The organism is Antribacter sp. NEAU-D49, from assembly GCF_057158775.1.
In genome coordinates, this window is the sequence record NZ_JBXTSN010000008.1 from 1 (window position 1) to 26998 (window position 26998).

A 26998-nucleotide genomic window follows, 5' to 3' on the forward strand; every position below is an offset into this window, starting at 1 on the left:
TGTGGCGGCTGCGGGCCGGGACGCCGTGGCGGGACGTGCCTGCGAAGTACGGGCCGTGGAAGACGCTGCACGAGCGGCTGCGTCGGTGGACCGCGGACGGGACCTGGGAACGGATCCTGGACCACGTGCAGGTCAAGGACGACGCGGTCGGGAAGGTCGAGTGGACCTTCTCGATCGACTCGACCAACGTCCGGGCCCACCAGCACGCTGCCGGTGCCCGGAAAAAGGGGGCTGCAAGGCCGGCTGGGTCGAAGACCTCGCGGTCGCTGATGAGGCGCTCGGCCGGTCGAGGGGCGGACTGACGTCCAAGATCCACCTGGCGACCGACGCCCGCGGCCTGCCGATGAGCGTGATCCTGACGCCGGGGCAGGCTGGGGACAACCCGCAGCTGTTGCCCCTGCTGGACCAGGTCAGCGTGAAACGCGACGGACCCGGACGGCCCCGCAAGAGGCCCGACCGGGTCCTGGCCGACAAGGCGTACTCCAGCCCCGCGACCCGCCGCGCGCTGCGCCGGCGCGGGATCGCGTTCACCAGCCCCGAGAAGAAGGACCACGCCGCCCACCGGCTCCGCCGCGGCAGAGCCGGCGGGCGACCGCCCGCGTTCGACCCGCAGACCTACAAGGGCCGCAACGTCGTCGAGCGGTGCTTCAACCGCCTCAAGCAGTTCCGCGCCCTGGCCACCCGATACACCAAACGAGCCGCCTACTACCGGTCCGAACTCACGATCGCAGCCATCATCCTCTGGCTCCGCGATTCACAGGACACGCCCTAGTGGTGGTGGACCGGACACCTCGCATGTACATAGCGCATCTCTCAGATCTTTCGCTGTCGAGGCGACACCGGGGCTAACGGGCGTGCAATCAGGACCGCGTACGGCGGAAGAGGTCTGCGAGCGTTCGCTTGGCACGGGCCAGCCAGGACAGGTTGAGGTGGAGCGCTGCCGCCTGGTCCCGAGCCTGAGCACGGACGTGCTGCTCGGGGGTCATGTTCGACAACCACCGCACACGAGACGACTGGATGACGTAGTGGGACTTGCAGTCGTAGGCCCCGTTGCCGATCGACGGTGAGAGGCTGACTCGTCCGTCGTACCGGAGGGTCCACCCGGCCGGGCCGAGCGGAGTGACGACCTCGCTGGCACATCCGCAACAACACAGGTGGGCGACGATGTTGTGGGTACCGCTGATGTAGAGCACACCCGGGTCGAGTTCGGTCGGCAGCAGTTCGACGAACCGGTGGTCCATCTCGTGGTGGCGCCTCATGCGATCAGCCTGTTGATCGTGTTGTCGCTCACGGGGTAGGCGAAGGCCTGCATGTCAGATGCCATGTCCGCGTAGAAGCCGAGGTGGCGCTTCCACTGGAGCACCGCGAGTGCTGCGTTCAGGGCATTGAGATCACCGATCTGGATGTTGCGCGCGTACTCGTCGGGTTCAGTGCCGCCGGTCGGGATCGGCACGCGCCGGCCTGGGGTGCTGGTCGAGACGCGCAGCATGCCGGTCAGTCCGGACCCGGTGTCAGTCACACCCATGCCCACGTCGATGAAAGACACGTCCGCGTCCTCGAGGGCGGCTATGAGGCCCTTGCGGTCGGAGTCGTCGTCGAGCGCGAGGAACACGAAGTCGAACCCAGACACTTCCGCGGCGGCGTCGACCTCGAAGTAGGTGGGGTGAGCGATGATCCCGCGCTTTATGCGCGAGTACTGCGCCGCCCAGTGCTCGGCCTTGTTCGGCTGGGCTCGCAGGTCCGAGATGTCAGCGGCGCCTGGTGCACGGAAGGCGTTGTGGTTGATGAAGACGTCGCCGTCGTAGAGGTGGATTTCGGTGACCGGCGTCTTGGCGACTAGGTCCAGGATGTGCGAACCCGTGCCGCCGAGGCCGACGATCGCGATCCGCATGCCGCGAAAGACGGAGTTGAGTGCGGTGGTGCCGGCCCGGCTGGAGGCCGAGTCGCGGTAGGCGAACGGGTAGTCGTCGTCTTCGGGGACCTCGTAGACCGGATAGGTGCGCGCGGTGGCGTGGGTGTCGATGCGTCGGGCCCACCTTGAGAGCAGGTCGACGTAGATGGTGACCTTGTCGTAGTAGCTGCGGTAGTTGCCCTCGGGAGGTTTGGCGGAGAAGTAGATGTTGGTTCGGAAGCCAGGAAGGAACTCGCTGACCTGCGCACCGTTGATCACCTTCGACAGCGGCCTTCCCTCGTTGTCGCAGGGCTCAGAGCCCGCGAAGTGGGTCGTGTGGTCCGGCGGCGTCGTCAGGACGTCGCCGGCCATCGTGGCCGGCATGACGAGCTTCCCTCGGGCGACGGTCTTGTCGGCGGTGACGTAGGGGACGTTGTAGACGACCAGGTGGCCGTCACGCAGTTCGACGTCGTAGCCCTCGTTGAGGAGGCGCGTGAGGTCGTCCATGATCAGGACCGCGTCGTGATCTGGACGCCGAAGCTCGTGCCCTTCTTGACACGAACGCTCTGGCCTGGGGCCAGAGAGCCCGACTCGTTCCCGTGCTGGGCGCGGGTGTACGTGACGATGTACTCGGTATTGGCGTCCGGGTTCTGGCCAGGGAAGGCGAGCCCGACGACCTGCTCGAACGACACGTCCTTGTCGGCGATGAGGTGTGGGCGCGCGTTGATGAAGATCTCGATCGTCTTGGGGCCGTTCGCTGCCTGCTCGGTCAGCGCATCGGGGGAAGCCATTGGGTACCTCCTGTGTGTCGCACAGGGAGCCACGCCGCGACGCGGTAGGCTTTACCTGTCTGGTAAACGACCATACACCACGACGGCTTTACCTGGGAGGTAAAGGTGCAACTGGCGTGGCGCGACTCCGCGCTCGAGCAGACGTGCGCATCCAGCGACGCCCTTGAGCTCCGCTGGCCGCAGTCGGCTGACGCGATCAAGCGCCTCCTGTGGACCGTCAAGCACTGTCGGGATCTCGCCGCACTACTGAGGCACCCGTCCGTCAGGGTCGCACTGGGCAGTCACCGCGCGGAGGCGTCCCTGAGCGTCCAGATGCGTGAGGCGCAGATGCACGGGATGGCGCTGACACGCACCGGCGAAGTCCTTGGCATGACCGAGGCGGACCAACTCCTGCAACATGCGAGCACTACGACGGCACTGCTCATCACCGACCTCATGACAGAGGGATCCGGCAGCCTTCGAGAGGCAATCTGATGTCCACACCCCACACCAGCACGATGCGGTACATCCCACGCGATTTTGAACCTGACTGGGCGGTGGCTCCAGGCACCATGATCCAAGAGACGCTGGAGGACCTGCGGTTCACTCAGGCCGACGTGGCGGCCCGAGCGAGCATCAGCGCGAAGCACCTCAATCAGGTGATCAAGGCGCATGTTCCGCTGTCCCCCGAAGTCGCGATCGCCTTGGAGCGAGTGCTCGGCGTCACCGCGGATCATTGGCTCGCGCTCGAGGCGACATGGCAGGCTCACAGAGCACGTGAGAACTCGGCGGCCTCATTCGCCGGACTCGCATCGTGGCTGCGCCGATTCCCAGCCGACGTGCTGCGAGAGCGGAATATCATTGACTCAGGATCTGAGGTCTCCGCGCGGGCAGATGCGCTCCTGAGGTTCTTCCAGGTCGCCGACGTGACGGCCTTCGAGAAGGTCTGGCTCGCACCGCAGGCGAACTACAAGAGGAGCCAGAAGTTCACCATCGACTCCTACGCGACCGCGCTCTGGCTCCGGCTTGCTGAAGTTGAGGCCGAAGAGTCCCGATCGGAGTGCCCTCCGTTTGACGCCAACAGGCTTCGATCTGTCGCACGCATGCTGCTGCCGCTCACGCGCGAGCCGATCCAGACGGGCTTCAGGAGCGCCCAGGGTCTCCTCAAGAAGGCGGGTGTTCTTCTGGTCTTCGTTCCTGAGATCGCCGACACGCGCATCACCGGTGCGTCCAGGTGGCTCACATCTGGCCATCCGGTGATCGCACTATCGGGGCGCTACAAGTACCTGGACGTCTTCTGGTTTACGCTGCTTCACGAGATCGGTCACGTCCTCCTGCATCCGAAGCGTGCGACATACCTCGACGTCGACGGTGGCGCCGTGCGCGACGATGAGGACCAGCAAGAGACGGCCGCGAACACATTTGCTAGCGAACTCATCCTCGACGATGGTCTCCGCCACGAACTCAAGCACCTCAGCACTGATGCCCAGCTGCATTCGCTCGCACAGCGCGCTGGAGTCTCATCGGGTGTAATCGCTGGTCAGTATGGTCACACAACTGACGACTGGAGGAAGTTCGGGAAGTTACGAACCCGAGCGGACCTGACTGCAGTCCTCCATTGACCTAAGGTGCGTCAGACGGGTCGGTACCGTAAACGGTGGAACTTCCCAGATGAGGAGTTCGTCTGTGACCTCTGCTTCCTCACGCTCCCCGAAGCGCTTGCCCGAACTGGTGCCACACGCCACGACGAGTGCCGGTGAGCGGCCGCGAGCTTCGCGCGAACGCCGCTCTACGTGGACCTGTCGTCGGCAGGGTCCGGCCGTACGACGCCCTCAGCTGCTTCGTGCAGGTGTTGGAGGGCGATGTCGAGCGGGATCCGTTCCTGTTCGACCCTGCGCGGCCCTGTGTGCTCGGCGTCGCAGAGCAACTCGTACAGCTTTCTCTCGTCAGTTTCGAGAGCCAGGTTGACGCGTGGCGGTCGGACGGTAAGGAGCTTCCCGTGCCGGTCGTGCCAGGTGCCCCAGCGTGACCAGGTCGTGTATGCGTCGACATTCATCAACAGGGAGCGGTGGATGATGCCGGCGGTACGGAACTGAGACAGGATCTCCAGGCCGTCCGCGTCCATGTCGCCCCAGTACAGCACCACGGGCGCGCGATGCACCCATGACAGGGATGCGATCGCTCCGGGTCCGGCCCCGTTTCCTTCGATGGCGATGCCTCCCGGAACGTCCGGGAACGCGACGACCGTGTCCTTGTTCTCGCAGATGAGCACGATCTGCGGCGGGTAGGCGAGCTCCTCGGTGTCTCCCGCCGTGTGACAGTCGTGACGACGGCCTCCTGTGCGCAGGTGGTGCGGGTCGAGGTAGGTGAAGTGGACCCGGGACGGGTGCGTCGGTGCGAGTTCCAGGTCGTCCAGGCCGGCAAGCGCGCTCACCAGGTGCTGGGAGGTGTTGAGCCACTTGGCGTGCATGCCGGCGATCGGGATCTGTCGCGGGGTTCGCCCGCGGGCGCCGTCGTCGCGGAAGAAGCGGCCGGCGTCGATCAGCAGGTGGAAGTCGAGCTCGGTCCAGTCGGCCACGGCGCGCACGACGCGTGTGCGCGGGTCCGGCTCGGCCATCGTGACGAACTGGTCGGCGAGCACCTGTGCGCGTGCCCGCGCGCGCTCCAGGCGCGCCGGCCATGCTCCGCCTAGGACGTTCGCCGCGGTCCACGGGTCCGGGACGAGCACGGCAACGGGGATCGACTGGGCCGTGCCCGTGACGCGGCGGGATCGTTCGGCCAGCGGCAGTTCCTTCTCCGTCGCCCATGCCCGCCACTGGTGCACCCACGGCACAAGTCGGGAGAACTGCGCCTCAAGCTCGGCACCCGTGGGCGCGCCGAGCGACACGGACGGCTCCCAGGAGTACGTGGCGCCGGCAGCAGCGGGCGCCCACGCGCGCTGGAGCTTGCGCTCGAGCGCATCCAAGACATCCTTCCGGGTCTTGGGGCTGCTCACGCGGTCATCCGCATCTGCTGGCGGGTCTCTGCGCCGATCTCCTGGACGGCGGAGCGTCCGGTGGTCAGGTTCTTGGTCACGAGCAGGACGGCGTCCATGTGCGGTTCCAGGCCGGCGCACTTGTCGAACGGCGCGCCGACGATGAGCTGGAATCCGAGGTTGGTCCAGGCCTGCACGGCGCGGGAGGCGAACTCGGCGTCGGCCTTGATGAACCCCTCGTCGAGGAACACGGGCGCGAACCGGGGCCTTGCCTTGTCCTGGTCACCGAGCCGGTAGCGCAGCGCGGCGCCGACGATGAACGCGATCAGCTCCTGAGTCTCTCCGCCGGACTTGGACCCGAGCGAGGTGTAGGAGGCCAGGACCTGCTCGCGCTGCCCGACTGGCGCGTCGGGGCTGATGCGATACCGGTCGGCAAGGATCTCCAGGTGCCGGCGTACGTCGAGCAACTCGTCGCGCGCGGAGATCTTCGGGTCGTACTGCGGGTCCTTCGGGCTGCGCAGCTGGGCGAGGAACCTTGAGGCTTGCAGGTAGCGGGCCTCGAGCTGGTCGTCGTTGAGGTTCGCGGTCGCGGTGCGGGCGAGGTCGCGAAGCTCCCTGGTGAACTTCTCCAGCCGGTCACGGCGCAGCACGCGCAGCCGCATCTTGAGCCGGTCGTTTGTGGCGCTGAACGGAAGGGTGGCCAGGATCGCGTTGATCGGGTCGAGCCGTGCGCTGATCTCGCGCCGGGCGTCACTGACCGCGGTCTGCAGCTGGAGCAGGTCGTCAGCAGACCACTCGACCATGTTCGCGCGGAAGGTCTCCTTGAGCTCTGCGAGCTTGGCGGACGACAGGTCTTGCAGCTTGCGCGCGAAGTCCGGGTAGGAGGCCAGGGACGGGGACAGGGCTCCGTCCGGGTACTGATTGAGGTACCGCTCGAAGATGCCTTCGATCTCGTCGGTGGACCGCTGCACCTCGGTGCGGGCGCTGGCGCCCTGCTGGAGCAGCAGCCGGCGCAGCGCGGCCCGGTGCACGTCCCAGCGGTCGAGGTCATCGGGGTCGTCCTCACCGACTGCGTCACGGAAGTGTGCGTGCAGTGCGGTGCGCTGCGCGTCGGTGAGCGCCAGGTTCTCTTGTCGCGCGATGGCATCGAGGTCGCTAACGACGTCGTCCTTGCGTTCTGCCAGGGCAAGCCACGTCTCGTCTGCATTCTGGGCGTCTTGCTCGCTCTGGTAGGCAGCCTTGCGGGCGTCCTCGAGGTCCGCCTTCGTCTCGGCGATGCGGGCCGTGAGCGTGGCGAGTTCGCCGCTCGAGTCCAGCAGCGCCGCGAGCTCCTCGTGCAACCGGGCGACTTGGTCGTCCAGGCTGGCGACGTCGATCTGCTCGAAGGTGGCGCCAGACAGCACCATGTAGGCGTCTCGCTGAGCGTTAAGCATGCTGAGCCTGTCGCCGGCCTGCCGCGCGGGGTCGTCGAGGGTGCCTAGCTCGTGGGTGAGCCGGGCGACCGTGCGTTCGCACTCGGCGATCAGGTCCTCGTTGGAGAACCCGAGGATGTTCTGGTCGTACCGGCGTCCGTGCGCACCACGGGTGCCGTTGCGGGTCTGGCCTCGCAGGGTGACCCGGGACCCGGGGCCGGAGAGCTCGGCCGGGGTGCGCACGCACAGGGTGCGCCCGCCGTGGGCGGAGACGTACCGGGCGACCCACCCTTCGTAGGGGCTGGTCTTGAAGTCGAGCTTACCGCCCACGGTCTGCGGGTCGAGCGGTTCAGGGAGGTCCTGGTTCCGTTCGGCCTTGTCGAACGTGATTCGCCCGCGCAGGTCGAGCTCGTTGATCGCGCGGGAGAAGTCCTCGTACCGGTCGGCGGGCACGAGCATCGTGCGGGCAGCGGTGGACAGCACGACCTCGACGGCGGTCGTCCACTCCCTCTCGTCCTGCGCGACGGCGACGAGCTCGGCGAGGAACGGGGCATCGCGGACGGGTAGCCCGGTGTGCGCGCAAACCTGGTCACGCAGACGGGCCAGGTGCAGGTCCATGCGTGTGCCCGATCCACGGCGCTCGACGAGTTCTTTCTGCGCGGTCTCCAGCTGGTCGCGCAGCTGCCACTGTGTGCGCTGCACCCGCAGCACGACGGCGTCGAGCTCCGACCGTCGGGCCTTGTAGGTCCCCTGGAACGTACGGCCGGCTTCCAGCAGGCCCGTGAACGTGTCTCGGTCGGCCAGGTTCTGACCATCGGGCAGGACGGCGGTGACCCGCGTGCGCAGCCTGTCCAGCTCGCCGGCGCGGACGTCACGTTGGGCGGTCAATGTGGACAAGGACGCCTCGATGGTCTGGATCTGTCCGCCGCCGGCCGCCCTGTGCCGGTCCTCGAGGTCGGCCAGTTGGGACTCGAGGGAGGTCTTGACGGTGGCCGCGTGTGCGGCCGCCTCTTTGGCCTGGTCAAGGTCCTCCTTCGCCTGCACGCCAGCAGCCTCCAGGAGGTCGTTCTCCCGCTCGAGGCTCCACAGGGTCAGCAGGGACGGGCCGGTGGAGTCAAGGCCGTACGTGTCGAGCTCGGCCAGTTGGTCGCGGGCGGTCTGCAGTCGCTGCCAGGCTGTCGCGGCCGGGCGCAGCAGTGCGGCCTGGTCCTCGGCGTTCTTGGCCCTGCGGTAGTTGGCTTCCAGGTCGGCGAAGTGGGCGAGCGCGTGGTCGGCCTTGGCGTAGGTGTCGGGCTTCTCCAGGACCAGTTTCTTGTACAGCTCGTCCACGGTGCGGAACTGGTGCCCTGCCTGAACATCGGCCAGCAGGCGCAGCGCCTCGGCCCCGTTGCCGTTTGCTCCGATCCCGAGCTTGTCGAATAGGCGAGCGGCGAAGGCGGTGTAGGTGTCGAGCACAGTGAGGCCGGGCACGAGGTCGCGCATTCGGCGGGCGTCAAGGCCCGCGCTGCGGATCTCGTCGAACACGCGCAAGTCGAGGTCGCCGTCGAGGGTCAGCATGCGGGCGTTGACCTCGCCGCCGAGGCGGGCGTGCGCGGGAACCTGGTAGATGCGAGCTGCGGTGAACTGCTTGCCGTTGTCGTTGAGGAAAACCATCGCGACCCCGCCCCACGTCGCGGTGCCGTCGCCGCGCATGACCTGGGCGTGCTCCTCGCCATCGGCGTCTGTGGTGATGTCGGTCTGCCCGCGCAGGTAGGAGATGAGGGAACGTTGCTCGGCACCCCGTGCACGCCCGACGCCGGTGTTCGACGCGCCGTTGAACGCGGTGTCGGACGGCATCATCAGCGCGGTGTACGCGTCCAGGAGCGTCGACTTGCCCGAGCCGGACGCCCCGGTCAGGAGTGTGGTGCCGGGCTGGAACGTGACCTGCCGGTAGCCGTGGAACCCGCCCCAGTTGACCAGCTGGAGCCGATACGCCTTCCACTGGGTGGTGCCGGGTGATGCGCCCGGGATGCTGAACAGCCCGTCGCCAGGGCTCAGGTCCGCCTCGATACCGGGTAGGTAGGGGTCGTGGTCCTCATTAGCGGTGCTCACACCTGCTCCCGCGAGGTCGTGGCGGGCTGGATTGTTTCGCTAGCAGGCCCAGACCCGGGATCGGGGTCCGTCTCTCGGGTGTAGTGCCCGGCGCGAGCCGCCTCGACGTAGTCGTCCATGACCTGCTCGGGCTCGGTATCGGACCGGATCCACGCCAGGAGTGACTTGAGGGTGGCCAGGTCGAGCAGAGCCTCCAGGGCGCGCACCGCGATCTCGAACCGGTCCGCGTCCTTGCGGCCGATGAGCAGCCCGGTCGAGACCAGGGACTCGATCGCCCGGTTGGTGCGCTGGGCGTCCCGCAGCTGGTCGGTGGTGTCTGGGGGGCGCAGGCTGGCGACGTGCTCGAGCAAGTCTGCGCGGTCGACGAACGCCCTGGTCCGGCCGGCGTTGACCTCGGCCCGTGCCAGGGCGCGCAGGTGCGCCAGGAGGATCGTCTCCTCCCGGTTCCATTCGGTCGCGTGCAGCAGTGTGGGGAACTTGCCTGGGGTGGGGCTGGGGACCTGTCGCTTGAACGCGACCTCGCGTTCGGTGTCCAGGTGCAACGTGAGGTACATGTCGTTCAGGCGGCGTCCGATCCCGACCTGGTTGGCGACCAGCGCCCTGTACTCCTGCGGGTGGGACGCCGAGGTGATGAACCGGTTCTTCATCAGCACGACCAGCGCCCGCCGGCCGGCGGGGTCCAGGCCGCCGTTGTCCCCCTCGAACTCCGATAGGGACGTGGACGGGCTGATCTCCGGGTCGCGGTAGCCGTCCCAGTCGTCCTCATCGGCGTCGGCTGCCGGGGAGTCCACGTCCCGTGCGGTGTCGTTGCTGATCGGCCAAGTCGGAGTGCTGCGGAGCGGGAAGTGTTGTTCCATCACTGTCCTCCGCCGGGCGTGCCGGCCTCGTCGGGCCGCGGTTCCGGTGGTCCGATGACCGGGATGCGCGCGGTGTAGAAGGTCCGGGTGCTGCCATCGGGGCGCACCGCGTAGTAGGAGTCGACTTCTCTGTCCGATGCGGGCGTCGCGTCCTCGACCCCGGTCGTCAGGTGGCCGCCTGCGGCAAGGTGCAGCAGACCGAGGATCTCCACCGGTCGACGCCGGTCGGGCTCAAGATCGTTGAAGATTCCCGCAAGCGTTGCCGGGTCGTTCGGGTCGGCCTGAGCGAGTGCGCCGGCCAGGATCCGGCGCAGGTCGGCGAGGGACGGCCCACCGAAGGCAAGGATGTCTCGAACACTGGTCTCTTCCGTCTCGTCCTCGGGCCCGTCCAGGTCGATCGGTGGCGGCGGAGCGTTGCGCTGCGGGTCGTAGAACCGGCGGGGCAGGGAGTCCAGCTCTGGGCGCTGAGGAAGCATGTCGAACGGCACCCGGGTGCGGGGGCCGGTGCGGGTCAGCCACCGGGAGAACTCGTGGTCCAAAGCGCGCAAAGTCTCGTCGAGCTCGCGGTCACGGGCGACGTCGTGGGTCGACAGGTAGTTCTTCAGGGCACGGGTGGTTGCGGCCCGCTGACGCAGCACCGCGTTCATGCCGCGATGGATGAGCTGGACGATGGAGCGCAGCTGGGTCCGGTCAGTGTCATTGAGGATGTCGCGCCCGTACTCGTTGTCCACCAGCGCGGTCAGGTCCTTCTGTAGCTGGTCACGCACCTCGTCGTCGCGCAGCAGCTGCAGTGCACCGGCGAACGCCTGCCCCTCGGGTGTAGTGGCCATGAGGTCCCGGGCTCGTTCGAGGTAGCGCCCGACAGTGTCACCGACCGGTCCCTCGTGCGTGCGGAACTCCTCCAGGACCTGGCGTCGGATCGCCTCGAACGACTCCTCGACCCGCTTGAAGTCCGACGGCAGGCCCGAGATGAGGTCGAGCACCTCGCCGTAACCCGTCAGCAGGAAATCGGTGCTCGGCGCGGGCATCGCAACCGTGTCGTCCAGGAGCCGGTCGCGGTCCTCGACCAGCTTCGCGATCTGCTCGTTGACCAACCGGATGCGCTCGGTGCGGGAGACGTTCGTCGTAGCGTTGAACCGGCGCACCGTGTTCAGGATTGTTGCGATGCGGTGCTCGGACAGTGTCGCACGCTCGTTGCCGAGGCTCTCGACCAGGTCCAGCGCCCGCCGAGCGTAGGAGGACAGTGTGTAGACCTCCTCCTCACCGGGTTCGACCGCGGGTCGGTTGAGCCACTTGCCCTTGACCCACATCTGGCACAGGGCACGGCCCTCGACGTCCGGGAGACCGTCGATGCCTTCCAGGCGCAGGTCGTTGAGCAAGTTCGTGATCCGCACATGCAGGACCGACACCGGGACGGCCTGATCTTGCCCGCCGAAGCACGTGATGAGCAGCGACACCGTCAAGTGTGCACGCGGCCTGTGCAGCAACGTCAAGGTGGGCTGATCGAAGGCGGAACGTACACGGGCGTACGTGCCCACAACGTCGCTCATGCGGCCTCCGGACGATCCCTAGTAGTGAAGCAAGCCAGCGAAGAGCGACCTGCAGCCATCTAGAAACTAGCGGCAGGCACTGACAGTGACGCTTGCGCCCACGGGTGAACCCGACAGGCTCCCCCACGTGCGTGGACACGCAACCCGGCCTCGGCCGTCGTCGACAGGACCGCAACCTTCCCCACCAAGAGCACGACACGTCCGCCGATGCGCCTGATGGAAGAAGAACTGGACCACCCCCACGTGGCCAAGATCATCGACCACGGCGACTTCACGGACACTGACCAGATCTGGTGCGCGATGCCGCTGGCCGTCGGCAGCCTGGCCGACGAGATCGACCAGGTGACGAACGACCTGGCGAAGGTCGCCGACCTCGCGCGCCAACTGTGCGCCGGGGTCGGTCACGTGCACGAGCGCGGCGTCCTGCACCGGGACCTCAAGCCCGGCAATATCCTGCGCAGTCCCGAGGGCAACTGGCAGGTCAGCGACTTCGGGCTGGCTCGTGAAGACGAGCGCCGGTCTCTCGCCTTGACGTCCACGCTCGCCCAGGGCATGGGTACCCGGATCTACGCATCCCCCGAGCAGTGGCGTCAGCCTAAGTACGCCGACCCGCGAGACGACATCTTCGCCATCGGCAAGATCCTCCAACACGCGCTCACAGGTCAATACCCCATGGATACTGCTGACCAGATGCCCGAGTCGCCGCTGCGACCTGTCATCCAGAGAGCCACTGGCCCGCGTGACAACCGCTACCCCGACACAACCTCCGTGCAGCGGGCGACCGACCAGGGCCTGGCCAGCTATTCCTCGCGTGGGAAGACCCCGCGGACCGCCTGGCCAGGCTCCGCCCGCGCGTCTCCGGCCCCGTGTTCGACCAGGTCGCCGCCGACGAACTGATCCAGTGGCTCCTCAGTGACGACATCGACGCCGAGATCGACTCTGCGGGTCGCGCCCTCATTAGCGCCTCCCACGACACCGTCGAGTACCTGTGGACGACCAACCCCTCCGGGCTCCGCCGAGGCTGGGCCGAGGTCACCACATGGATGCGCTCGCAAGGCTTCGAATTCAGCTTCTGCGACACACTTGCCAATTCCACCAGCATGATCGTCGCTGTCACTGGGGACACCGACGTCCTGCGAGAAGGAGGCGGAGCGCTCGCCCGTGTTGGCGAAGCACACAACCGATGGCATGTCCGCGACGTTTTGACCGCACTCCTGCAGTCGATCCGAGCCCCGGAACACGCCCTCGCCGCGCTCGAAGGACTCCAGGACGTGCCACCCACTGCGGTCGACTGGTCCATCACCGACTTCGCAGCCAGGACCATGCACCCGGTCCTCCGCAACGGCATCCGAGAGATCCGTAAGTCGGCACAAGCGTCCTGACCGATCGAACTCGAGACCCCGTCGAGCACCAGAACCCGCACGCTTGCACGCCACCACGCCGACACCATCCTGTTAGGTGAGGACTTCCGGGTAAAGAAATCGTCATGCTACAGAGGCGCAGGATTGTGCAATCTAGGCTGCACGTCGACAAGGGCGCCCGGCTACACCTGCATGTCGACGAAGCGCTGGTAGTGACCCTGGAAGGCGACCGTGATGACGTCGGTGGGGCCGTTACGGTGCTTGGCCACGATCAGGTCGGCCTCGCCGGCGCGCGGGGACTCCTTCTCGTACGCATCCTCGCGGTGCAGAAGGATGACGACGTCGGCGTCCTGCTCGATCGAGCCGGACTCTCGGAGGTCGCTCATCTGCGGCTTCTTGTCCGTGCGCTGCTCAGGACCACGGTTCAGCTGCGAGATCGCGATCACCGGCACCTCGAGCTCCTTCGCCAAGAGCTTCAGCGCACGGGAGAACTCCGAGACCTCCTGCTGTCGCGACTCGACGCGCTTGCCGGACGACATCAGCTGGAGGTAGTCGATCACGACGAGCTTGAGGTCGTGACGCTGCTTGAGCCGGCGGCACTTGGCCCGGATCTCCATGAGCGACATGTTCGGCGAGTCGTCGATGAAGAGCGGCGCGTCCGACACCTTGCCCATGGTGGCGGCGAGCTTCTGCCAGTCGCCGTCGTCCATCTTTCCCGAGCGCATCCTGGTCAGGGGCACCCGCGCCTCGGCCGCGAGCATACGCATGGTGATCTCGTTGCGGCTCATCTCAAGCGAGAAGATGACGGAAGCCATGTTGTGGTGGATAGCGGCGTGGCTGGCCACGTTGATGCCGAGCACGGAATTGTGCGTGGGCACCATCGACCGGCTTGCCAGGTACAGGTGCGCTGGGTTGTCCACCTCGACGCAACGCACGGGCACGGAGGCAATGGGCCGCACATCGACGACGAAGCGCGACGTCAGCTTGGCCGTGGGTGGGCGACGGCGTTCCTTGTGCACTAGCCGCTTCCGCTCCAGCAAGAACACGTCGTCCTGCGTCGTGAAGGTGATCGTGAACGCCGTAGCCGTCGACTCGGTCCGTCCGTTTACGGGCCTCTCCGACCACCCCGTCCGGTAGCCGAGCGACAGGACCAGCTCGCGGGCGTCGATCGCCAGACGGCGGTTCGTCACCGTGAACTGCACGCTTCCCTGCGGGTTGACGGTTCCGTCGCTGTCCAGCAGCCCAGCCAGCAGCGCCCGTCGCTGGTCTTCGCTCGCGCGAAGGTACATCGGCGGGATGTGCTTGTTCTCCAAGACCCCCAAGTGGCGCAGTCGGCCCCCCATGGTGCCGTTGGTGTTGTGGCAGGCCTGGCAGCGGCGGAATCCCCAGGTGGGCTTCCCACAGTCAGGGCAGGTCGGCTGCTTGGCCGGAGCTGAGACCTGTCGAGCTCGCCCGCCGCAGGAGCGCCCGCAGGTGCGGATCCAACTCATCTTCGGAGTGAACTCGATGCCGCACACAACGCACTCGCGGACGACCGTCTCCGGAGCCGGCAGCAGGAGTTGGTAGGTGCGCGCTGAACCCTTGACCGCGCCCCGTGCTTGGGCGACGTAGCCGAGCTCCTCGATCCGCGCCGCGATCTCCGGGTCGGCCGAAGTGAACTCCGCCCGGCGTGAGCTGCCGTCCCCCAACCAGATGCCCAACGCGTACGGGTGGATCGGCAGGTCCGCCTCGGGCAGATTGAGCGGCTTTGCTGTGGACACTGAGTGATTGGCCCGTTGGTCCGAGGTCGCGCAACGAACCGTGGACGCGAGCTCTTCGGTCGTGCGCACCGACGTCGCCGGCGTACCTCCCGTGGGGGTCTTGCGCCGTTGCGCCCGGTCGCTCGTCACCCACTGGTGCTGCGCGTCGGCGACGATCGTCGTCCCGTCGTCGAACACCACCTCGTAACAGGGGCGGTCGTTCATGACGTCCGTGGCGGCGACGACCTGTGTCGGTGTGCCGTCCGCCCCGAGGAGCCAGTCGCCCACAGCAACCTCGCCCATCGTGGTCCAGCCGGTCGGTGTGGGCAACGGGGTGTCGAGCGCGAGGGCCTTACCGACGGCCGGGCGGGCCGCCACCACGATCATCTGGCCGGGGTGCAGGCCGTTCGTGAGGCGGTCGAAGTCGGAGTAGCCGGTCGGCACGCCCGTCATGCCCTCGCCGCGGCCCTGCGCTGCGTCGATCTCGTCGAACGTGGGCCCGATGATCTCGGACAGCGGGAGGTAGTCCTCCGACGCCCGCCGCTCCGTGACCGCGTACACCTCGGCCTGGGCGTTGTTGACGATGTCGTCCACCTCGCCGCCGTCGGTGGCGTAGCCCATCTGCACGATGCGGGTGCCCGCCTCGACGAGCCGGCGCAGCACGGCGCGCTCGCGCACGATGCGCGCGTAGTAGCCGGCGTTGGCCGCGGTGGGCACGCCCGCCATGAGGTCGTGGATGTACGGGGCCCCGCCGATGCGCGCCAGCTCGCCGCGGCGCGCGAGCTCGGCCACGACCGTGATCGCGTCGGCCGGCTCGCCGCGCCCGTACAGGTCGATGATCGCGTCGTAGATGGCCTCGTGGGCCGGGCGGTAGAAGTCGTTGCCACGGATCTGCTCGATGACGTCGGCGATCGCGTCCTTGGACAGCAGCATGCCGCCCAGCACGCTCATCTCGGCCGCGATGTCCTGCGGCGGGGTCCGGTCGAGGCCCGGCGTCCTGGCCGGGGCAAAGCTCTCGAGCTCCTCGATCGACATCCACACCTCCGCTTCACCGTCACTGCCCGACGCGGGCCGCCTGCCCGGCACCGTGTCCCTCACACCAGTTCTACTCCGGGTGACCGACACGATCGTGCACCTCGTCCTCAGGCGTTTCCCCGACGCGCGCCCGATGACCGTACGGCTGCGCCTCAGCCACCGCAAGGAGACCTGTGGACAGTGGTGTGCACAGGAGTGTGGAAAGGTGGCACCGGGCTGTGCACACAGGGTGGACAACCCTGTGCACAACTGGGGATAGCCCCTGTGCACAACGCCACACATGCCGCCTGACCTGCGGTAACAGTTCCCTCAGCCTGTGGAGAAAAAGAAGTTGGGCGACATCCGCCACACCCGCCCCCAGAGGGCTGCCGACACCACCTCCCGGCGCCGCGTCGACCGCGAGATCCTCGCGCTCGCCGTACCCGCCCTCGGGGCTCTGGTGGCCGAGCCGCTCTTCGTCCTGGTGGACAGCGCCGTCGTCGGGCACCTCGGCACCCCCGAGCTTGCCGGGCTGTCCCTGGCGAGCAACCTGCTGCTCACCCTCGTCGGCCTGTGCATCTTCCTCGCCTACACGACCACCGCCCAGGTGGCCCGGCTCGTCGGCGCAGGCAGGGAGCGCGAGGCGCTCCGGTCCGGCATCGACGGACTGTGGCTCGCCCTCGGCCTCGGTGCGGTGCTGGCCGTCGCCCTGGCCACCACCGCCCCGCTCGCCGTCGAAGCGCTCGGCGCCCGTGGCAGCGTCGGGCAGCATGCCGTGACGTACCTGCGGTGGTCCGCGCCCGGCCTGCCCGGGATGCTCCTCGTCCTGGCGGCGACGGGGGTCCTGCGAGGCATGAAGGACACGCGGACCCCGCTCGTCGTCGCGACGGCGGGAGCGGTCGTCAACGGGATCCTGAACGTCGTGCTCGTGTACGGGGCGGGCCTCGGGATCGCGGGATCGGGCCTGGGCACGGCGGCGACCCAGCTGGGGATGGGCGCCGTGCTCGCGGCGGTCGTGGTGCGCGGGGCGCGTGCTCGCGGAGTGAGCCTGCGGCCGCACCTCCCAGGCATCGGTGCCGGCATGTCGGCGGGGGCACCGCTCCTGGTCCGTACCCTCTCCCTGCGGCTCGCGATCCTGCTCACGGTGGTGGTCGCCACCGACCTCGGTGACGTGTCGCTGGCCGGCCACCAGGTGGTGAGCTCCCTCTGGGGTCTCGCGGCGTTCGCCCTGGACGCGCTCGCCATCGCGGCTCAGGCCCTCGTCGGGCACGGGCTGGGCGCGGGGGACGTAGGCCACGTGCGGGGCGTCCTCCGCCGGTGCCTGCAGTGGGGCGTGGGGGCAGGAGCAGCGATCGGCCTGGTCCTCGCGGCGGCGGGCTGGTGGATCGTCCCCCTCTTCTCGCCGGACCCGGAGGTGCGCGTCGCCGGCGCCCTCGCGCTGGCTGTCTGCGGCCTGCTCATGCCGATGGCGGGCTGGGTGTTCGTCCTCGACGGCGTCCTCATCGGCGCCGGCGACGGCCGCTACCTCGCCTGGGCGGGCATGGTCACGCTCGCCGTCTACGTCCCGTTCGCGCTCGCCGTCCGGGCATGGGCGCCCGACGGCGGACCCGGCCTCGCGTGGCTGTGGGCGGCGTTCGCCGGTGTGTTCATGGCGGCCCGGGCCGTCACCACGGGACTACGCGCCCGTGGTGAGGCCTGGCTCGTGACGGGGCCTGAGCCCCGGCCCACCCTCAGGACGCGACCATGAGCCGGTAGCCCACCCCGCGCACCGATGCGACCTCGAGGTCCCGTACCGCGGTGAGGCGCTTGCGCAGGCGCTTCACGGCCGACGTCACGTGGTCCGGGTCGCCCAGGTACTCGCTGTTCCACACGGTGGCGGTGAGCTCGGCGAAGGACCACACCCGGTCCACCCGCGACGCGAGGACCGCGAGCAGGTCGAACTCCCGCACCGACAGGTGGATCTGGCGTCCGTACGCCGTGACCTCGCGCGTGGCGGGGTCCAGCGTGAGCGGGCCACGCACGAGGGGCGCCGGACGCTCGACGAGGTCGTGCATCACCGGGGCGCGGCCCGTGCCCGGTGAGAACCGGGGGCGCAGGGTGAGCCGCGGGGTGCCCCGGTGCATCGCCGCGACGCGCCGGACGGTGCCGGGCGCCGGGACGGCCTCCGGCTGGGGCCGAGGTGGAGCGGCCGGGGTGCCGCTCACCGGCACCGCACCACGGACCACGGGGATCGCCTGCGTCGCCGTCGCGGGGACCGCCCCGGACTCCGCCGCGTGCTGCCGCCGGCGGTACCGCGCGCCGGTCGCGCTCCGGGTGCTGACGGTGACGGGTGGTTCGATGCCGGGACCGGTCGGAGCGGGGACGGGGTCGGCCGGGACCACGCTGACCGCACGCGGGCCGGGGGCACCGTCCGCCCGCGGTGCGGGCGGGCCGAGCAGCGCCCGGGCTCCCTCCGTGTCGGCGGTGGCGAGCACGACGCCGTGCCCCCGGAGAAGCCGTGCGATCTCGCTGACCTGGCTGAGTGACAGGCCGACGCAGACGACGTATCCGCCGTCCGCACCCGCCACGGGCTCGTGCGTCATGGACCACCCTCCCTGACGACGCTGACCTTCGGGGTGTTCGAGACCCGTGGATCCGGAGTCCCGCACAGAGTCTTGCCCGAAACCGTACCGTCGAGGTCAATTGTTGGTTACCGGCCTGTGACGAGGTGAAATTGGCGCATTCCTGCCTGGGTGGCGGGTTTGCGCAGACTAGGGGTGAAGTTCTTGACGTAGACCTTGCGGCATGGGGGTTGTGTCCGGTATGGCCGGGCCGTGAAAGTGGCCTTACTCGGTGAAGTGACCGCAAAGAGTCTGCCAGTTGACCGGTAAATGTCCGTAACTTGACCGGCGACCAACCTTGTTGCTCCGGACGACTAACGCGACGGTTGGTGAGGCCCACGACCGTGGGTCGTCGCATGCATGCCCGCCTACCGGAGGGTGTGCTCGCACCTGGAGGCTCCATGCACCATCGCACCATGCTGGCGAGGCGCGGGGCGGTCGCTGTCACAGCGCTCGCGTCGCTCCTCGTGACCTCAGCGCTCGGCGTCGCACCGGCGCTCGCCGCGCCGTCACCGACCTCGGTGTCCACAGCCGACGTGGCAGTCGCCGCGGAGGACAAGTTCACCACAGCCGCCAAGGACCAGCTCGAGGCCGGCAACGCCGACTTCTGGGTCAAGATGGCGGACACCACCGACCTCACGGGAGCGCAGGGGATCGTCAGCTGGGCCGACCGGGGTCAGTACGTCTACGACGCGCTGATCAAGACGGCCGAGGCCTCGCAGGCAGGCACCATCGCCGCCATCCAGGCGGCCGGGGCCGAGTACGAGGCCTTCTGGATCAGCAACCGCATCCTCGTGAAGGGCGGCTCGCTCGAGCTGGCCACCGCGCTCGCCGGGAGCGCCGAGGTCGAGCAGATCCACGAGACACAGACGCTGGAGCTCCCGGAGCCGGTCGAGGCGGCGCCGTCGGGCCCCATCGGCCTGGACGCCCCGGAGTGGGGGATCAACGCCATCCGCGCCCCTGAGGCGTGGGCGATGGGCGTGACGGGCGAGGGCATCGTGGTGTCGAGCGTCGACTCCGGTGTCCAGTACGACCACCCTGCGCTCGTGAACCAGTACCGCGGCAACGACGGCGACGGTACGTTCACGCACGACTACAACTGGTTCGACACCTCCGGTCGCTGCGGCGGCGTCCCCTGCGACTACGCGGGGGCGAGCAGCCACGGCACCCACACGATGGGCACCATGCTGGGGTTCGACGGCGGCTCCAACCAGATCGGCGTCGCTCCCGGCGCCGAGTGGATCGAGTCGAACGGCTGCGACACCTGCTCCGACGCCGACCTGATCCAGGCCGGCCAGTGGATCACCGCGCCGACCGACCTCGCGGGTGCCAACCCTGACCCGGCCAAGCGTCCTCACGTGGTGAACAACTCGTGGGGCATGTCGACGGCGGGCTCCATCGACCCCGAGTGGTACATGGACGTCACGGCGGCCTGGGAGGCGGCCGGCATCTTCGCCGTCTGGTCTGCGGGCAACAAGGGACCCACGTGCGACACGACGTCGTCCCCCGGCGCGAACATCTCGTCCTACTCGGTGGGCGCGCTGCAGTCGAGCGGCACGATCGCGTCCTTCTCCTCGCGTGGCGAGGGCGAGGGCGGCCAGATCAAGCCGCACATCGCGGCACCGGGCGCGTCCGTGCGCTCGTCGATCATCAACGGGCAGTACGGCAACCTGTCGGGCACGTCGATGGCGGCGCCGCACGTGGCGGGAGCAGTCGCCCTCCTGTGGAGCTACGCCCCGGCCCTCGTCGGTGACGTCACCGAGACGCGCCGCCTGCTCGCCGAGTCGGCTGTCGACGCCGACGACACCACCTGCGGTGGTACCGCCGGGAACAACAACGTGTACGGGGAGGGCAAGCTCGACGTGGTCCGCCTCCTCGAGCTCGCGCCGCTCTCGGCCGGCACCTTCTCCGGCACCGTGACCGGTGGCGGCGCCCCCGTCGCCGGCGCGTCGGTCGTCTTCGACGGCGCGACGGACCGGACGGTCACCACCGCCGCTGACGGCACGTTCTCCGTCGGCGTCGAGTCCGGCACCTACTCCGTGACGGCCTCAGCCTTCGGGTTCGTGGCCGAGACGGTCTCGGCGTCGGTCGAGGCCGACGGCACGGCGACGGTCGACTTCGACCTCGCCGCGGCCCCCCGCTTCACCGTCTCCGGCACCGTGTCGGAGGCCCTCACCGGCGGGACCGTGTCGGGCACCACCGTGACGCTCTCGCCCGGTGGCCTGAGCGCCGTGACCGGCGCGAACGGCGGCTTCTCCTTCGCCGACGTGCCCGCCGGCACCTACACCCTCGCGACGCCCGCCAGCGGGTGCGCGGCGCCGTCCAGCACCACGGTCGTCGTGGACGGGAACGAGACCGTCCCGGTCAAGATCTCCTTCAAGTACGACGGCGGCGGCTACTTCTGCGCCGTCGGCACCGGCGGCTACGTGTCCGGTGACACGAAGCTGACCCTGACCGGCGACGACGTGGCCACCTCGGTGCCGCTGCCGTTCGCCTTCCCGTTCTACGGCACGGACTACAGCACCGCGTACGTGTCCTCGAACGGCTTCCTGAACTTCCTGGCGAGCTCGACGTCGCTGAGCAACGTGGCGATCCCTGCCGCGGGGGTCCCGAACGCCGCGCTCTACCCGTTCTGGGACGACCTGCTCATCGACTCGTCGTCGGGCGTCTACACGGCGACCAGCACGATCGACGGGGTCCAGGCGTTCACGCTCGAGTGGCGCAACGTCCGCAAGTACAGCCCGTCGACCGACCGCCTGAACTTCTCGGCCACCCTGTTCGAGGACGGGAAGGTCGTCTACGGCTACGGCGACCTCACCGAGACTGCCACCGCCAAGGGCAGCTCGGCCACCGTGGGCATCGAGAACGCGAACGGCACCATCGCGTCCCAGTTCTCGTACAACACCGCCGGCTTGTCCGACGGCCTGTCGCTCACGTACGACCTCGCCCCCATGGGCACGGTCTCCGGCGTCGTCAAGGACTACAACACCAAGGCCGGGATCTCCGGGGCCACGGTCACCGTGACCGCTGCCGACGGCACCGCCAAGGTGCTCACGGCCGGGGCCGACGGCACGTACAGCGCGGACCTGGTCATCGGCCGGTACACGCTCGTCTTCCAGGCGGACGGCTTCGAGACCGTCACCAAGACGGTCAACGTCACGGACGGCGCGGCCCTCACCTCGAACGCGCAGCTCAAGGCAGGCAAGCTGACCGTCAGCACCACGGCGATCACCTCCAGCCTCGCCATGGGCGGCTCCGTGTCCCGCAACATCCGGATCACCAACACCGGCTCCGCGCCGGCCGAGGTGAACCTGTCGGCGGGTGGCGACGACTTCGGCATGCTGGGCGCGACGGGCACCACCGGCGTGATCCAGGGCGCGGAGAAGGCGGCCACGGCCGTGAAGACCCCCGGCACGGCCGGTGGTTCGGCGTTCACCACGGCTTCCACAGAGAGCAAGGGGCTCGCGGCCGCCGCGACCTCGGTGACACCGCAGCTCTCGGTGGACCCGAACGCCACGACGATCACGCACTCCGCGTCCCAGGAGATCCTCGCGGTCAACTCGGTCGCATGCCCGAGCGGTCCCACCCAGCACCTGCGGACGTTCACGCTGAGCGACTTCGGCATCGACGGGGCGTTCGACGTGTCGAGCGTGTCCTTCGGCGTGGAGATGAACCGTCAGGCGCAGGACGTCGACGTCAACCTCTACACGCTGACGGGTGACTTCGTGTACGCGAACCTCACCCCGATCGGCACCACCACGGTCAACCTGCCCGCGCAGGAGCTGACGATGGTGGAGGTCCCGGTCACGGGTACCGTCGCCGCCGGCGGCACCCTCGTGGTCGAGATCGCCCAGGAGGTGGGTGGCTCGTTCTACATCGGCTCCAACGACGACGGCGAGACCGCGCCGTCGTACATCGCGTCCGAGACGTGCAGCATGGCGGAGCCGGCCCCGGTCGAGGGCGAGGGCTTCCCCGGCGTGCACTACGTCATCAACGTGACGGGTGACGAGGCCGGTGGCGGCTCGGGCGTCGAGTGGCTGGACATCCAGCCTCCGACGTTCACGCTGGCCCCGGGCCAGAGCGTCGTCGCCATCGCCACGATGACCGCCGCCGTCGACCAGCCGGGTACCTACACGGCGAACATCAGCGTCGGCAACACCACCCCGTACACCGTCGCCCCGGTCACCGCCACGATGACCGTCAAGGCGCCGGCCGGGTGGGGCAAGATCACGGGCACCGTCTCCGGTGACGGGACGCCGCTCGACGGCGCCGTCGTCCACCTGGACGGGGTCTCGTACGACGTGACGCTGCTGACGGACGCGGACGGTACGTACTCGTACTGGATGCAGAAGTCGAACGCGCCGCTCCAGGTGACCGTGTCGGCCGAGGGCTTCGTCCCGAAGACCGGACGGGCCCAGATCGTGGCCGGTCAGACGACCGTCTACAACTACAACCTGTCCCCGCTCCCGTAGCGGTCACGCACACCTGACGCACGCGGCCCGGTCACCTCGCGAGGTGACCGGGCCGCCGGTCTGTGGCCGGGTTCAGCGCACGCGTCGGGCCGGCTCAGCGCACCGTGACCCGGAGCTCCTTGCTGCGGGTGGCGCCCAGCTCGTTGGCGAAGACCACCGTGTAGACGTGCTCGCCGCGCGCCCGGCCGGTGAGGGGGACGTCCACGTGCTGGCTGCCCGGTGTCGCGGCGACAAGATCGCCCGTGGCGACCTCCACGCCGTCCTCGAACAGCGTCCAGGACGTGGCGTTGGTGCCCCACCAGAGGTCGGCGCTCACGGTGTACGCGCCGTCCCTGTCGCCGTTGTCGTGGGAGAGCCGGGGCTGTGCGGGCGCGGCCTCCGTCACGGTGACGGTGTGCGGGGCGCAGGGCGTGACGCCCCGCGCGTTCTCGAGCTCGCAGGTGTACACGTACGTGCCGTTCGGCCGGCCCGTCAGCGGGACGGTGACCGACTGTGCGGCGGGCGAGACGTCGACGAGGTCGCGGGTGGCGACGAGCGCGCCGTTCTCGTAGAGCCGGAACGTCGTCGCGTTCTGGCCCCACCAGAGGTTCGCCGTGAGGGCGTAGGCGCCGCCCCGGATGCCGTCGTACGAGCTGTCGTCCGACAGCCTCGCGACCGCCGGGGCGGTCTTCGGTGCCTCCAGCAGCGTCAGGTCCACGCGGCTGGTACTGCGCTGCCCGGCGTTGTCGGTCGCGACGGCCACCACCCGGTACGTGCCTGCGGGCAGAGCCAGACCGTCGAGGGTGGCGGCCCAGGCGCCGTCGACCACCGGGGCCCGCACCGTCTGGACTGCGGTGCCCCACGTCCCGTCCGCCAGCCGCGGGCGGAGCCGCACGGCCACCTCGGGGCGGTGGAGGCCGTAGTCGTCGGACACCGTGCCCGACACCGTGAACCTGCCCACCACCTGCGCCGAGAGCGCCGGGGCCGCGATCCGCAGCACGGGCGGCGCGTTCACCGCCGCCGGCATCGCCAGCGGGAACGTGGAGGTGAAGTCCTCGCCCTCACGCGTCTTGGTCGCGATCACCTGGGCCGAGCCGGACGGTACCGAGGTGAGGCCGGTGGGCACGTCGAACGCCACGGTGGCGCCCACGGCGACGTCGGCCTCCGCGCTGGTGCCGTAGTCGGTCACCAGCCGGGCGCGTACGGGATGCGGGCCCGGGTTGGTGTAGCCGGCGCCGAGGTGGACCAGCCAGTCCGTGGGCGACACCAGGCTCGTCGCGGTCGCCGTGCCGCCGGGTGGCAGCGTCGCCACGAAGCTGTCGTACGCCACGGTGGTGGCCCGGGGCGTGCCGGACAGGACCGGGGTGGCGAGGACGGTCAGTGTTCCCGTGGTGACGCTCGGGCGGCCGGTCAGGATGCGCAGCTCCTGCGCCTCGCCGGCCTGCAGCGTCACAGGCTCCTTGGACGGTCCGTACGGGGTGTCGAGCTCGACGACGACCGGCTGCCCGGTCAGGTTGTACGCCTTGACGACGAGGACGGCGTCCTCCAGCTCGTCACGCTCCCAGCCGGTCGCCACCTCGACGACGGGCGCGGGCTCGAGCCCGGAGGTCCCGTCGACCGGCGACGACGGCGCGGCCTCCTCGGGGGCGGAGGTGGCCGTCGCCGGCTCGGCCCCCAGGACAGAGGTCGTGATCAGCAGCGTCAGTGACACCGCGGCGAGGGACGTGGACGATCGTGGCTTCGTACGCTGCATCGCCACACCCTAGAACTGTCCTGTTGCGTCCAGATCACGGCGGATGCCCAGTTCGGGGCCGAACGGACGGTGTTGTCCGGTGTGCCCTACGTTGCTCTCATGAACTTCGTCATCGACCACGTCGTAGAGATCGACGCTCCCGCCGGCCTGGTGTGGCAGGTCGTCACGGACCTGCCCCGCTACGGGGAGTGGAACCCCTTCGTCACCGAGTGCACGAGCACCCTCGTCCCGGGCGAGCCCATCGTGATGGTCGTCCAGCTCGGTGAGCCGCGACGGCAGGTCGAGGTGGTCCGGACTCACACACCGGGCAGTGAGCTGAGCTACGGCATGAAGCCCGCGCCCCTCGGTGCCCTGCACAGCACGCGGTCCCACACGATCACAACGAATGGCGACGGGGCCACCCGCTACACGTCGCACTTCGAGCTGGGCGGCTGGGCGCGGGGTCTGGTGGTGTCGCGCCTGGGCGAGCAGCTGAGGACGGGGTTCGCCGGCATGTCTGCCGGGATCAAGGAGCGCGCGGAGGCGCTGCACCGGTCCTGAGGGCCGGGGCGCGACGAAGGCCCGGACCTTTGCAGGGCCGGGCCTTCGCTCGTGGTGCTACCCGACCGCGCGGGCGCTGCTCAGCTGACCGAGGTCAGAGAGCGACGACCTTCACCGCGATCTTCGCCGACACCTCGGGGTGCAGGCGGATGGACACCTTGTAGTCGCCGGTCGTCTTGATGGACTGACCGATCTCGATCTTGCGCTTGTCGACGGACGGGCCGCCGGCCTCGGCGACAGCGCCGGCGATGTCACCGGTCGTCACCTGGCCGAACAGACGGCCGGACTCGCCGGCCTTCGCCTTCACGACCACCGGCTTCGCGGCGAGCGCGTCGGCAGTGGCCTTGGCCTCGTCCAGCGTGGCGATCTCGCGGGCCTTGCGGGCCTTGCGGATCGCGGTCTGCTGGGACTCGGCGCCCTTGGACCACGGGGTGGCCAGGCTGCGCGGAATGAGGTAGTTACGGGCGTACCCGTCCTTGACCTCGACCACGTCGCCGGGCTCACCGAGACCGGTGACCTCGTGGGTCAGGATCAGCTTTGCCATGATTCTCGATCCCTTCCTGGTCAGCGAGCCGACGACGAGTACGGCAGCAGGGCCATCTCACGGGCGTTCTTCACGGCCTTCGCGATCTGACGCTGCTCCTGGACGGAGACGCCGGTGACGCGACGGGCGCGGATCTTGCCGCGGTCGGAGATGAACTTGCGCAGCAGTGCGGTGTCCTTGTAGTCGATCGAGGCGATCTTCGCGGACTTGAGCGGGTTGGTCTTCTTCTTGGGCTTGCGCACCACAGGCTTTGCCATGGTGTTGCTCCTTCTTCAGGGCGGTCCGCTCGCCGGGGCGCGGGGCGCCGTCGGGCTGCGGACTCAAATGTTGATCTGGGGTTAGGTGCCGGTCAGAACGGCGGTTCGTCCGAGAACGACCCGCCTGACGACGCGGGGCCAGCCGTGGCCCACGGGTCGTCGTTGCTCTGCCCGCCACCGGACGAGCTGAATCCTCCACCGAAGCCGCCGCCGGCGTTCCCGCCGGCGTTGCCGCCGCCCGAGAAGTTGCCGCCACCGCCGCCTCCGCCGAAGCCGCCGCCACCCTGACGCTGGGTCCGGGTGACCTTGGCCGACGCATAGCGCAGGGACGGACCGATCTCGTCCACCTGCAGCTCGACGACAGTGCGCTTCTCGCCCTCGCGGGTCTCGTAGGAGCGCTGCACCAGACGGCCCTGCACGATGACGCGCGTGCCCTTGGTCAGCGACTCCGCGACGTTCTCGGCAGCCTCGCGCCAGAGCGAGCAGCGCATGAACAGGGTCTCCCCGTCCTTCCACTCGTTGCTCTGGCGGTCGAAGGTGCGCGGCGTCGACGCCACCGTGAAGTTGGCCACCGCCGCACCCGCAGGGGTGAAGCGCAGCTCCGGGTCTCCGGTCAGGTTCCCGACCACCGTGATGACGGTCTCACCAGCCATGCCAATTCCTCGATTCTCGTCGTCGACGCTTGCTGTGTCCGTGGTTGTGAGGGAATCCCACCACGAGCCACCGACACGCGCGCCTCAGGGGCGCGGATTCAGCTCACGCGGCTCAGCGGACGCCGGTGCGCAGGATCTTGGTCCGCAGGACGACCTCGTTGAGGCCGAGCTGACGGTCCAGCTCCTTCGCGGTGTCCGCGGTGGCGGTGAAGTCGACCACGGCGTAGATGCCCTCGGACTTCTTCGCGATGTCGAACGCCAGGCGGCGACGACCCCAGATGTCCACCTTGTCGACGGTGCCACCCTCGGTCGTGATGACCGACAGGTACTTGTCGAGCGACGGGGCAACGGTGCGCTCCTCGACCTCCGGGTCAAGGATCACCATCAGTTCGTACTGACGCATGTTGACAACCCACCTCCTCTGGTCTCAGCGGCCACGGTCGTTCCGTGGCAGGAGGGTTACGTGCGTGCGTCGCTGTGCCCAGAAAGGCCCCCACCCCCACCCCTAAAACCGCGGATCAAACGGCTAACCCACCAACTC

General features: G+C 68.8%; 23 protein-coding genes. 9 read left to right on the plus strand and 14 right to left on the minus strand.

Going from position 1 to position 26998, the window contains the following annotated elements; genetic code table 11:
- Together AC060K_RS08240 and AC060K_RS08245 are read left to right on the plus strand one after the other, a co-directional pair.
- The coding region (locus tag AC060K_RS08240; protein ID WP_483764950.1) for a transposase at positions 1 to 302 on the plus strand (302 nt) is incomplete at its 5' end.
- Between the two features lie 14 nt (positions 303 to 316).
- The gene (locus AC060K_RS08245; protein ID WP_483765094.1) at positions 317 to 772 is read left to right on the plus strand and encodes an IS5 family transposase; all 456 of its coding nucleotides are present in this window, start codon (positions 317 to 319) and stop codon (positions 770 to 772) included.
- Between the two features lie 88 nt (positions 773 to 860).
- Here the strand turns inward: AC060K_RS08245 and AC060K_RS08250 are convergent, their stop codons facing one another.
- From AC060K_RS08250 to AC060K_RS08260, 3 genes are read right to left on the minus strand one after another with little or no spacing between them, the layout of a single operon-like run.
- Complete coding sequence (locus tag AC060K_RS08250) at positions 861 to 1259, minus strand: ubiquitination-like system serine protease family protein (protein ID WP_483764951.1); 399 nt, start codon at positions 1257 to 1259, stop codon at positions 861 to 863.
- Positions 1256 to 2398 (minus strand): ThiF family adenylyltransferase, encoded by a 1143-nt coding sequence (locus AC060K_RS08255; protein ID WP_483764952.1) that lies wholly within the window; start codon positions 2396 to 2398, stop codon positions 1256 to 1258. The genes AC060K_RS08250 and AC060K_RS08255 overlap by 4 nt, the downstream gene beginning before the upstream one ends.
- Positions 2399 to 2400: 2 nt before the next feature.
- Positions 2401 to 2682: a multiubiquitin domain-containing protein gene (locus AC060K_RS08260; protein ID WP_483764953.1), complete on the minus strand. Its 282-nt coding sequence runs from the start codon at positions 2680 to 2682 to the stop codon at positions 2401 to 2403.
- A gap of 105 nt (positions 2683 to 2787) precedes the next feature.
- On the opposite strand from AC060K_RS08260, the gene AC060K_RS08265 reads away from it, so the two are divergent.
- Together AC060K_RS08265 and AC060K_RS08270 are read left to right on the plus strand one after the other, a co-directional pair.
- On the plus strand, positions 2788 to 3156 hold the full coding sequence (locus AC060K_RS08265) for a hypothetical protein (protein WP_483764954.1): 369 nt from the start codon (positions 2788 to 2790) through the stop codon (positions 3154 to 3156).
- Positions 3156 to 4283: a HigA family addiction module antitoxin gene (locus AC060K_RS08270; protein WP_483764955.1), complete on the plus strand. Its 1128-nt coding sequence runs from the start codon at positions 3156 to 3158 to the stop codon at positions 4281 to 4283. The genes AC060K_RS08265 and AC060K_RS08270 overlap by 1 nt, the downstream gene beginning before the upstream one ends.
- A gap of 167 nt (positions 4284 to 4450) precedes the next feature.
- On the opposite strand, the gene AC060K_RS08275 is transcribed toward AC060K_RS08270, so the two are convergent.
- From AC060K_RS08275 to AC060K_RS08290, 4 genes are read right to left on the minus strand one after another with little or no spacing between them, the layout of a single operon-like run.
- The gene (locus AC060K_RS08275; RefSeq protein WP_483764956.1) at positions 4451 to 5656 is read right to left on the minus strand and encodes a Wadjet anti-phage system protein JetD domain-containing protein; all 1206 of its coding nucleotides are present in this window, start codon (positions 5654 to 5656) and stop codon (positions 4451 to 4453) included.
- On the minus strand, positions 5653 to 9138 hold the full coding sequence (locus tag AC060K_RS08280) for an ATP-binding protein (RefSeq protein ID WP_483764957.1): 3486 nt from the start codon (positions 9136 to 9138) through the stop codon (positions 5653 to 5655). The genes AC060K_RS08275 and AC060K_RS08280 overlap by 4 nt, the downstream gene beginning before the upstream one ends.
- On the minus strand, positions 9135 to 9995 hold the full coding sequence (locus tag AC060K_RS08285) for a DUF4194 domain-containing protein (RefSeq protein WP_483764958.1): 861 nt from the start codon (positions 9993 to 9995) through the stop codon (positions 9135 to 9137). Before AC060K_RS08285 ends, AC060K_RS08280 begins: the two co-directional genes overlap by 4 nt.
- Positions 9995 to 11545, minus strand: coding sequence for a DUF3375 domain-containing protein (locus tag AC060K_RS08290; protein WP_483764959.1), 1551 nt, complete (start codon positions 11543 to 11545; stop codon positions 9995 to 9997). Before AC060K_RS08290 ends, AC060K_RS08285 begins: the two co-directional genes overlap by 1 nt.
- A 207-nt stretch (positions 11546 to 11752) precedes the next feature.
- On the opposite strand from AC060K_RS08290, the gene AC060K_RS08295 reads away from it, so the two are divergent.
- The gene (locus AC060K_RS08295) at positions 11753 to 12442 is read left to right on the plus strand and encodes a serine/threonine-protein kinase (protein WP_483764960.1); all 690 of its coding nucleotides are present in this window, start codon (positions 11753 to 11755) and stop codon (positions 12440 to 12442) included.
- Positions 12412 to 12927 (plus strand): hypothetical protein, encoded by a 516-nt coding sequence (locus tag AC060K_RS08300; RefSeq protein ID WP_483764961.1) that lies wholly within the window; start codon positions 12412 to 12414, stop codon positions 12925 to 12927. The genes AC060K_RS08295 and AC060K_RS08300 overlap by 31 nt, the downstream gene beginning before the upstream one ends.
- A gap of 161 nt (positions 12928 to 13088) precedes the next feature.
- Here AC060K_RS08300 and dnaB read toward each other — a convergent pair whose 3' ends face one another.
- Complete coding sequence (gene dnaB / locus AC060K_RS08305) at positions 13089 to 15680, minus strand: replicative DNA helicase (RefSeq protein WP_483764962.1); 2592 nt, start codon at positions 15678 to 15680, stop codon at positions 13089 to 13091.
- Between the two features lie 331 nt (positions 15681 to 16011).
- Here dnaB and AC060K_RS08310 point away from each other — a divergent pair, with 331 nt between their 5' ends.
- The gene (locus AC060K_RS08310; protein WP_483765095.1) at positions 16012 to 17406 is read left to right on the plus strand and encodes an MATE family efflux transporter; all 1395 of its coding nucleotides are present in this window, start codon (positions 16012 to 16014) and stop codon (positions 17404 to 17406) included.
- On the opposite strand, the gene AC060K_RS08315 is transcribed toward AC060K_RS08310, so the two are convergent.
- Complete coding sequence (locus tag AC060K_RS08315; protein ID WP_483764963.1) at positions 17390 to 18241, minus strand: winged helix-turn-helix domain-containing protein; 852 nt, start codon at positions 18239 to 18241, stop codon at positions 17390 to 17392. The two genes, AC060K_RS08310 and AC060K_RS08315, sit on opposite strands and share 17 nt — an antisense overlap.
- A gap of 419 nt (positions 18242 to 18660) precedes the next feature.
- Here AC060K_RS08315 and AC060K_RS08320 point away from each other — a divergent pair, with 419 nt between their 5' ends.
- Positions 18661 to 22731: a S8 family serine peptidase gene (locus AC060K_RS08320; RefSeq protein WP_483764964.1), complete on the plus strand. Its 4071-nt coding sequence runs from the start codon at positions 18661 to 18663 to the stop codon at positions 22729 to 22731.
- Positions 22732 to 22825: 94 nt separating this feature from the next.
- Here the strand turns inward: AC060K_RS08320 and AC060K_RS08325 are convergent, their stop codons facing one another.
- Positions 22826 to 24463, minus strand: coding sequence for an early set domain-containing protein (locus AC060K_RS08325; protein WP_483764965.1), 1638 nt, complete (start codon positions 24461 to 24463; stop codon positions 22826 to 22828).
- A gap of 99 nt (positions 24464 to 24562) precedes the next feature.
- On the opposite strand from AC060K_RS08325, the gene AC060K_RS08330 reads away from it, so the two are divergent.
- Entirely contained in the window at positions 24563 to 25003 is a 441-nt protein-coding gene (locus AC060K_RS08330) for an SRPBCC family protein (protein WP_483764966.1), read from the plus strand.
- A 94-nt stretch (positions 25004 to 25097) separates the two neighbouring features.
- On the opposite strand, the gene rplI is transcribed toward AC060K_RS08330, so the two are convergent.
- From rplI to rpsF, 4 genes are all read right to left on the minus strand, one after another.
- Positions 25098 to 25547, minus strand: coding sequence for a 50S ribosomal protein L9 (gene rplI, locus AC060K_RS08335; RefSeq protein ID WP_483764967.1), 450 nt, complete (start codon positions 25545 to 25547; stop codon positions 25098 to 25100).
- A gap of 20 nt (positions 25548 to 25567) precedes the next feature.
- Positions 25568 to 25804: a 30S ribosomal protein S18 gene (gene rpsR / locus AC060K_RS08340; RefSeq protein ID WP_483764968.1), complete on the minus strand. Its 237-nt coding sequence runs from the start codon at positions 25802 to 25804 to the stop codon at positions 25568 to 25570.
- 92 nt (positions 25805 to 25896) lie between these two features.
- Positions 25897 to 26457: a single-stranded DNA-binding protein gene (locus AC060K_RS08345; RefSeq protein ID WP_483764969.1), complete on the minus strand. Its 561-nt coding sequence runs from the start codon at positions 26455 to 26457 to the stop codon at positions 25897 to 25899.
- 112 nt (positions 26458 to 26569) lie between these two features.
- Entirely contained in the window at positions 26570 to 26860 is a 291-nt protein-coding gene (rpsF, locus tag AC060K_RS08350) for a 30S ribosomal protein S6 (RefSeq protein ID WP_125772676.1), read from the minus strand.
- Positions 26861 to 26998 lie beyond the last annotated feature (138 nt).